Origin of the sequence: Leptospira sp. B5-022, assembly GCF_000347035.1 — a bacterium.
GTDB lineage: Bacteria > Spirochaetota > Leptospiria > Leptospirales > Leptospiraceae > Leptospira_B > Leptospira_B cinconiae.
The window spans coordinates 1-6,422 of sequence record NZ_ANIJ01000045.1 but is presented as its reverse complement, the minus strand read 5'-3'; the positions used below and the strand labels follow the sequence as shown (position 1 = coordinate 6,422).

The following is a 6,422-nucleotide window of genomic DNA, read 5'->3' as shown; positions in this document are numbered from 1 at the left end:
TAAAAGCTTTGAGGCAGAAAAAGATTAGCTCAATTGAGTAATTGATACCTAATTTAATAGGTCACAGTCGCCTAACTTTCGGTGCTTCCGCAGCGCTGCGGGATCGCTAAAGCGACCCTTGCTTGGGCTGCGCCACATTTCGCTTTGTCACTCGTCTTGCAGAGCAAGTCTCGTGCCAAGTGCTTACGCACTCGCGAAACGTCGGAACACCTCGGTCGTTATGCGCAATGTCAAAAAATACATCCTGAGAGAAATTATGAACACTAAAATATTTATAAGTTATTCGGATTTTGACAAACGAAAAGTAGAGCTATTTCAGGACGTATTTAGTAATTACGCCAATTTTAAATTGATAATCATTGCAAACAATAGGACTGAGATGATCTCATTGGCGAATAAAGTTACGGATGGTATTAAAGAAGCAGATTATTTCATCCCAATAATGACTAGAACTTCAATGTCAACACAATGGATGAATCAAGAAATTGGTTATGCAATTTCTCTACGAGACAATGCGAAGCCTCAATTACGCATTTTGCCGGTAGTTGAGAATCAAGTTATGAAGAAATTGAAAGGCTTTGTTCATAAAGAATTAGATATTCCTTTTTCCTTTGAGGGTATCAAATCAAATCGAAGAGCGGAATCAATACGATTTAAAAAGACCATTACATTTTTGCGGGATTACTTAGTTGAAAAGAATGATAAAAATCTGATGAAGTCAAATACAGCAAGTCTTTATGATGTTTTAACTAGTAAGCAGTTTAATTTCATTTTTAATCCACAGACTGGAAGATCGAAAATTCTTAAATTTTCATCCGACGGAACGTTTTTAAAAGGAGGGAATAAAAATGAAAATAATTGGGGGATTGAAGGTAATAAATTAATCATAAGAAATTCAGAAGGGAAAATATATAGTTCCTTTGAATATGACCCTGATAAGAACAGGCTGCAGAGTACAAATGAAGCGAACGCCTTGGCATTAAAAGACCAATATATGGAACCTATCTTATAATTTTGACACTGCGCATAACTATCGCCTCAGCCGCAGCGCTGCGGGATCGCTAACGCGACCCTTGCTTGGCCTACGGCACATTCGCTTCCATCACTGCACTTGCTTACGCAAGTTCGTGCTGTCGCGAACGTCGGCTAGGCTCGGTCGTTATACGCCATGCTTAAAATTGATTCTGTATAGGAAAATTTTTAAAATATCCTTCGAATTCTTGATAATGGCGCTTGACACCAGTGGTGAGTAGCGCTATCATGAATCGTGATTCTTTCTTTTTCAGATAAAGAATGTGAAACTATATGGTTGGGTAAGTTTTCAAAGAAATTTCCGAAGGATATACAAAGAACAGCTAGACGTAAGCTTATACATTTAGATAGTGCAAAGACTTTAGAAGATTTAAAAATTCCTCCTGGCAACAGATTGCATGCTTTATCTGGAGATAGGCGAGGGCAGCATAGCATTTCCATAAATATGCAGTATAGGATCTGTTTTATTTGGGAAAACGGCAATGTAACAAATGTCGAGATAGTCGATTATCATTAGGCGGCAGTAATTATGAATAAAGAATTAATGAATATTCACCCAGGTGAAATCTTAATAGAAGATTTTCTAAAGCCGATGGAAATTACGGCTTATAAATTAGCTCAAGCTACTCATATTGATCAAAAACGTATAAGTGAAATAATTCATGGCCGTCGTTCTATCACAGCTGATACTGCGCTAAGATTTTCTCGTTTTTTTGGAAATTCACCGGAGTTCTGGTTATCAATACAAGCTCATTATGATTTAGAAGTTAAACAGTATGAGCTTAAAAATGAATTAAAAACGATCAAAAAGTTCCAAGAACTTCAAGCTAGTTAATAAAGCACGGCGTATAACTTTCGCCTCAGCCGCGGCGCTACGGGATCGCTACGCGACCCTTGCTTGGCCTACGGCACATTTCGCTTTGTCACTCGTCTTGCTAAGCAAGCCTCGCGCCAAGTGCTTGCGCACTCGCGAAACGTCGGCTAGGCTTGGTCGTTAGACGCCAGTTTTAAAAAATTTATAGTATGACAAATTTTCAACACGGATTGGTTTTTTCATTAGCTACGTCTATCGTAACCTCACTAACACTTATAGGGAAAATTGTAAAAGAAAAAGGACCGAACGAAGACTTTCCTGTGATTAGATCAATTATTTGCTTAGTTGCTATTCCTTTAATTGTATTTCCTATCGTTAATTTTATATTGAATGCTTACTTTTCTTTCAGAGAAGATCGAATAAAGGAATTTATTAGCTATGAATTCTCCCAGATATTAGTTTGGAGGATTTCTTCTGTTTGGCATTCGGTGATATCATTAGGCTCGTATAACATATTTAAAAAGCCTACGTTTTCATTTGTAAATCCAGTTTATGAATTTTACAAAAAATATCCGGAAGTGGGCAAGTTGCCTGACATAGGAAAAATTGGGAGCACTCATATGTATGTGCTTTCAAGTAAATTATTCTATCTTATTGCACTTTTCTTTTTAGGCTTTCATTATGTTACAAAAGGTATTTCAAATTTTAGTAGCATGCTCTCGTTCTCTATATTCTTCATTTTCGATGATTGGAATATTTTTTCTTTTTACTACTTCTCACTCAAAGGAAGGACAAATAAGTTTCATATTTACCGAATAGATACTTTTAACATATTAATAGTGATAACTGCTCTCTTAGTCTGCATTTTTGAATTCGAAATGACTATTGAATCTTATTTGCTTATAAGCATTCTTATTCTTTTAATTATTAGCTTTCTTACAATTTATTTAATGAGAAATTTCGATAAAATCAAGGATATCGTATTAAAAAATAGACCGCAGGCAAAAGATAAAACCGGCGTCTAACTTTCGGTGCCTCCGCGCCGCTCGGGGCTTGCTTCGCAACCCGCTCGCTTGGGCTTCGCCACATTTGCTTCTGTCACTGCGCTTGCTATACGCAAGCTCGTGCCATCGCAAACGTCGGAGCACCTCCTTCGTTAGCCGGACATTCCAGCCTTGAATCTTTTTGTATTTGAATACTGATAATGGAAAATGATATGGACTAAATATTAGTCCATATAAACTAAAAAGTAGTTGATTGATATAAGTTCTTATTTAAAACTCTCTTCATGGATATATTGGAAGGAGTTTTCGGCAATAAAACCGCCGGTAGGGTACTATTGCACATATTTCATTATTCAGAAATTCATGCTGCTGCGATAGCAACGGATTATAATGTTGCTGTAACTCCTATTAAGAATCAACTTCTTCGCTTTGAAGAATCTGGTATACTGACTTCAAAAATAGTAGGTAAGGCTCGAGTATATTTATTTAATTCCAAATCTGTATTTGTTAAACCCATTAAGGAAATACTAGGTATAGTATATAATACCATGCCTATATTCGAAAGAGAAAAACTCTTTTCTACAAGACGAAGACCAAGGCGAAAGGGCAAGCCAGTGTATGCAAAGTCCTAATTGGTCGACAGTAAAGGAAAGTGAATTATGGGAATATATAGCTTGGCATTTATCTGCAAATGGAGTCGATTCAGTATTGGTAGGCGGGGCAGTAGTTTCAGTATATTCGGATGGGATTTATAAATCCGGCGACTTAGACATTGTTTATACGAGTTATAATTCTTCTATTTGGGAAACAATCCAAAGGGTAATGACGAATCTTGGTTTTAAGAAAGTTTCCAGACACTTTATACATCCGGAATGTGATCATTTATTTATAGAATATGCTTCACCGCCGTTATCTATTGGAGAAGATTACCAGATTATTCCTGATGTTAAAAGAGTTTCAGGTAAAATGATCAAAATACTTTCTCCAACTGATTGTATAAAAGATCGCTTAGCATCTTACATTTATTTTAATGCGCGTGAATGTTTAGAACAGGCTATTTTAGTAGCCAAAAGACAATCATTCAATCTAAAAGAAATTAAAAGATGGTGTGACTCTGAGGGTGGTAAAGCAAAATCTGCCTTTGAAGAATTTAAAAATCTTCTATAAAGAAAATTTGTTAAGAATACAATTAAGGTGAGGCTGGAACGTCGGCTAACTTTCGGTGCCTCCGCGTCGCTCGGGGCTCACTTCGTGACCCGCTCGCTTGGGCTACGCCACATTTGCTTCTGTCACTTCGTTTGCAAAGCAAACTCGTGCCATCGCAAACGTCGGAGCACCTTGGTCGTTATGCGCAATGGCTCCGCAAAAATATAATACCACGATTCCTTTGCAGACGGTGCGTTCTTTTTCGGGTTTGCTATCGCCTGCGGACGGGCCATTCTGCTCGTCACTAGGATCAATCCGTTGTCTCCCGACCAGCTTTCAATGGCCCGAATATTCCTCGGAGCCGTGCTTACCCATCTGTCAGATAAACTTCAAGGAACTCTCAGCAATTCCTGTTTGCCTCGCGGATATCCAGTATCTCTGGCTTTTTTCGCCAACTCGAAATGGAGAGATCCTCACTCCGTTCGAAGCTCAGTGGCCTGTGATCGCAATTTCCCATTCCAATGTGAATCCTGTATCTCCAATTCGGACTCTTGCGGAAGCAAAAAAATTGCATTGGTATCCTCTAAGTCATGAGACCCGCTCCTCCGCATTCACCGAACCCACTTCCGGCTTAAAGTTGGGTGGTCACCCGACTTTTACTCAGTCCGATGATCCATGGACCGAAAATAATTCAGATCAAGTTCTTGAACTCGATTCCGCTTACTTCTCGCCACTCGAAGTCCTCGGAGACGCGGCGGTGCTGTATCTTTTCCGCGATCCCGAAGGGGAATTCTGGACACATACTGAGAGTTGCTAGGCTTGCGGAGCCACTGCGCATAACTTCCGGTGCTTCCGCAGCGCTTCGAGCTTGCTTCGCAACTCTCGCTTGGCCTTCGGCACATTTCGCTTTGTCACTCGTCTTGCAGAGCAAGTCTCGTGCCAAGTGCTTACGCACTCGCGAAACGTCGGAACACCTCGGTCGTTAGACGACAACCCGAAAGGCCTATCCGTAATATATAAAAAGAACGAATTAAATGAAATTTAGAATTATGATTAGATTGGTTATCATTTCGCTCCCTTTGTTTTGCTTGGTGAATTGTTTCAAAGACGCTGATAAGTTTAACTCCATATTTGAGGTAATTTTGTCTGACAAATTGATTTCTGAAAGCGATTTATCAAACTATATGAAATCTTCAGATCTACGGATAATAAGAAATTCTGTTTATGCGAAATATGGATATTTATTTAAGTCTGATGATCTTAAAGAGTTTTTCAGTAAGGTTTCATGGTATAAAGGTAAATTACAAAATGTAGATAATTTGCTAACTCAAAATGATAAAATAAACGTAAAATTAATTTCCTATAAAGAATCTAATGCAGAAATTCAAGAATTTCTATCCCTCCCTTCTGATAATTTACCCCGGGACTCAAGTAGGATTTATTTCGGGTTTTGGCATGATTCTCCAGTAGTTGCATCTGGTTGGGGAAATACATTGTCTTTCTTTCCCAATGGTAAAGTCATTGCAAGATTTAACACAATGGATTGTGGGAAGCGTTTACTGGCGTATATAGGATCTTGGCAAGTCGAAAAAGATAATCTCTCTATTACTTATACCTTTAAAGAGCATGTAGAGGGCGGGGAGTTTGTACAAGCATATGGTTCTTGTGCCTCTGACAAAGAGTTGGTAAATGGACAAGTAAAAGTATCAAAGATAAATCCTCCAATGCAAATTGAATATAAAGTATCAAGTGTTCCAATTGATAGATATTACTACAATCCTCAAGATTTACCGTTATTTCAGTTTGGAAATGCAAGATATTGGAAATTAAACGATGATCCAAATTATTATTGAGTTATAACGGGTCGTCGTCTAACTTTCGAGTTGGCGTTACGCTTCGGGCTTGCTTCGCAACCCTCGCTCCAGGCTCCGCCACATTTCGCTTTGTCACTCGCCTTGCAGGGCAAGTCTCGCGCCAAGTCCTTCGGACGCGCGAAACGTCGCCAACCCTCGGTCGTTATGCGAAAGTGACCAAGCAAACTTTTTTTATGAAAATATCAAAAAGCACAAAATTCTATATTGCTTCTATTTTTATCGGATTATTCTATATTCCTGTTTCTTGGCTAAGTTTTGAGTTAGTAGATTCAGGGTTTGGGAAAAAACCTATAGATAGTTTCTTTACATTGTTTAAAAGTGTTTTTGGTTTTCTTTGTTTGTATTTGGCGATATATTTTTTATTTAAGATTGATTTAGAAAATAAAAACGCAATCAAAATAAACTATGTGAAAATGCCTCAGTTTATTCGTTCAGTCGCATCTTTGATGCTGATCTTTCTTTCATTATATCCTTTTTATTTTTGGTTCTCAATGCTAATTCATTGAACCTCAAAATTTCTGTTTTAAAATTTGCAATGGACCATCTTTAATA

Annotated in this window: 8 protein-coding genes; all 8 read left to right on the top strand. The window is 38.2% G+C overall.

The window, feature by feature from the left end:
- Positions 1–256: 256 nt before the first annotated feature.
- Positions 257–1,012, top strand: a complete 756-nt coding sequence (locus LEP1GSC192_RS16235) for a toll/interleukin-1 receptor domain-containing protein (protein ID WP_081603617.1) — start codon at positions 257–259, stop codon at positions 1,010–1,012.
- Positions 1,013–1,267: 255 nt separating this feature from the next.
- A complete protein-coding gene (locus LEP1GSC192_RS19635; protein WP_081603616.1) occupies positions 1,268–1,549 on the top strand; it encodes a type II toxin-antitoxin system RelE/ParE family toxin in 282 nt (93 codons plus the stop codon).
- A gap of 12 nt (positions 1,550–1,561) precedes the next feature.
- On the top strand, positions 1,562–1,867 hold the full coding sequence (locus tag LEP1GSC192_RS16230) for a HigA family addiction module antitoxin (protein WP_036090699.1): 306 nt from the start codon (positions 1,562–1,564) through the stop codon (positions 1,865–1,867).
- 1,267 nt (positions 1,868–3,134) lie between these two features.
- Positions 3,135–3,482: a hypothetical protein gene (locus LEP1GSC192_RS20115; RefSeq protein ID WP_036090695.1), complete on the top strand. Its 348-nt coding sequence runs from the start codon at positions 3,135–3,137 to the stop codon at positions 3,480–3,482.
- Positions 3,469–4,017 carry a hypothetical protein gene (locus tag LEP1GSC192_RS16215; protein ID WP_020771077.1) on the top strand — a complete coding sequence of 183 codons (549 nt, stop codon included), beginning with the start codon at positions 3,469–3,471 and terminating at the stop codon, positions 4,015–4,017. Before LEP1GSC192_RS20115 ends, LEP1GSC192_RS16215 begins: the two co-directional genes overlap by 14 nt.
- 478 nt (positions 4,018–4,495) lie before the next feature.
- The gene (locus LEP1GSC192_RS20235; protein ID WP_157186930.1) at positions 4,496–4,813 is read left to right on the top strand and encodes a hypothetical protein; all 318 of its coding nucleotides are present in this window, start codon (positions 4,496–4,498) and stop codon (positions 4,811–4,813) included.
- Positions 4,814–5,030: 217 nt separating this feature from the next.
- Complete coding sequence (locus LEP1GSC192_RS16205) at positions 5,031–5,849, top strand: YARHG domain-containing protein (RefSeq protein ID WP_020771079.1); 819 nt, start codon at positions 5,031–5,033, stop codon at positions 5,847–5,849.
- Positions 5,846–6,376 carry a hypothetical protein gene (locus LEP1GSC192_RS19845; RefSeq protein WP_157186928.1) on the top strand — a complete coding sequence of 177 codons (531 nt, stop codon included), beginning with the start codon at positions 5,846–5,848 and terminating at the stop codon, positions 6,374–6,376. Before LEP1GSC192_RS16205 ends, LEP1GSC192_RS19845 begins: the two co-directional genes overlap by 4 nt.
- The last annotated feature ends 46 nt before the right edge of the window (positions 6,377–6,422 follow it).

What these genes read in the sequence shown, in the direction of transcription:
- LEP1GSC192_RS16235 (WP_081603617.1), top strand. Translation starts at nt 257, where the DNA reads ATGAACACTAAAATATTTATAAGTTATTCGGATTTTGACAAACGAAAA.
- LEP1GSC192_RS16230 (WP_036090699.1), top strand. Translation starts at nt 1,562, where the DNA reads ATGAATAAAGAATTAATGAATATTCACCCAGGTGAAATCTTAATAGAA.
- LEP1GSC192_RS20115 (WP_036090695.1), top strand. Translation starts at nt 3,135, where the DNA reads ATGGATATATTGGAAGGAGTTTTCGGCAATAAAACCGCCGGTAGGGTA.
- LEP1GSC192_RS16215 (WP_020771077.1), top strand. Translation starts at nt 3,469, where the DNA reads ATGCAAAGTCCTAATTGGTCGACAGTAAAGGAAAGTGAATTATGGGAA.
- LEP1GSC192_RS16205 (WP_020771079.1), top strand. Translation starts at nt 5,031, where the DNA reads ATGAAATTTAGAATTATGATTAGATTGGTTATCATTTCGCTCCCTTTG.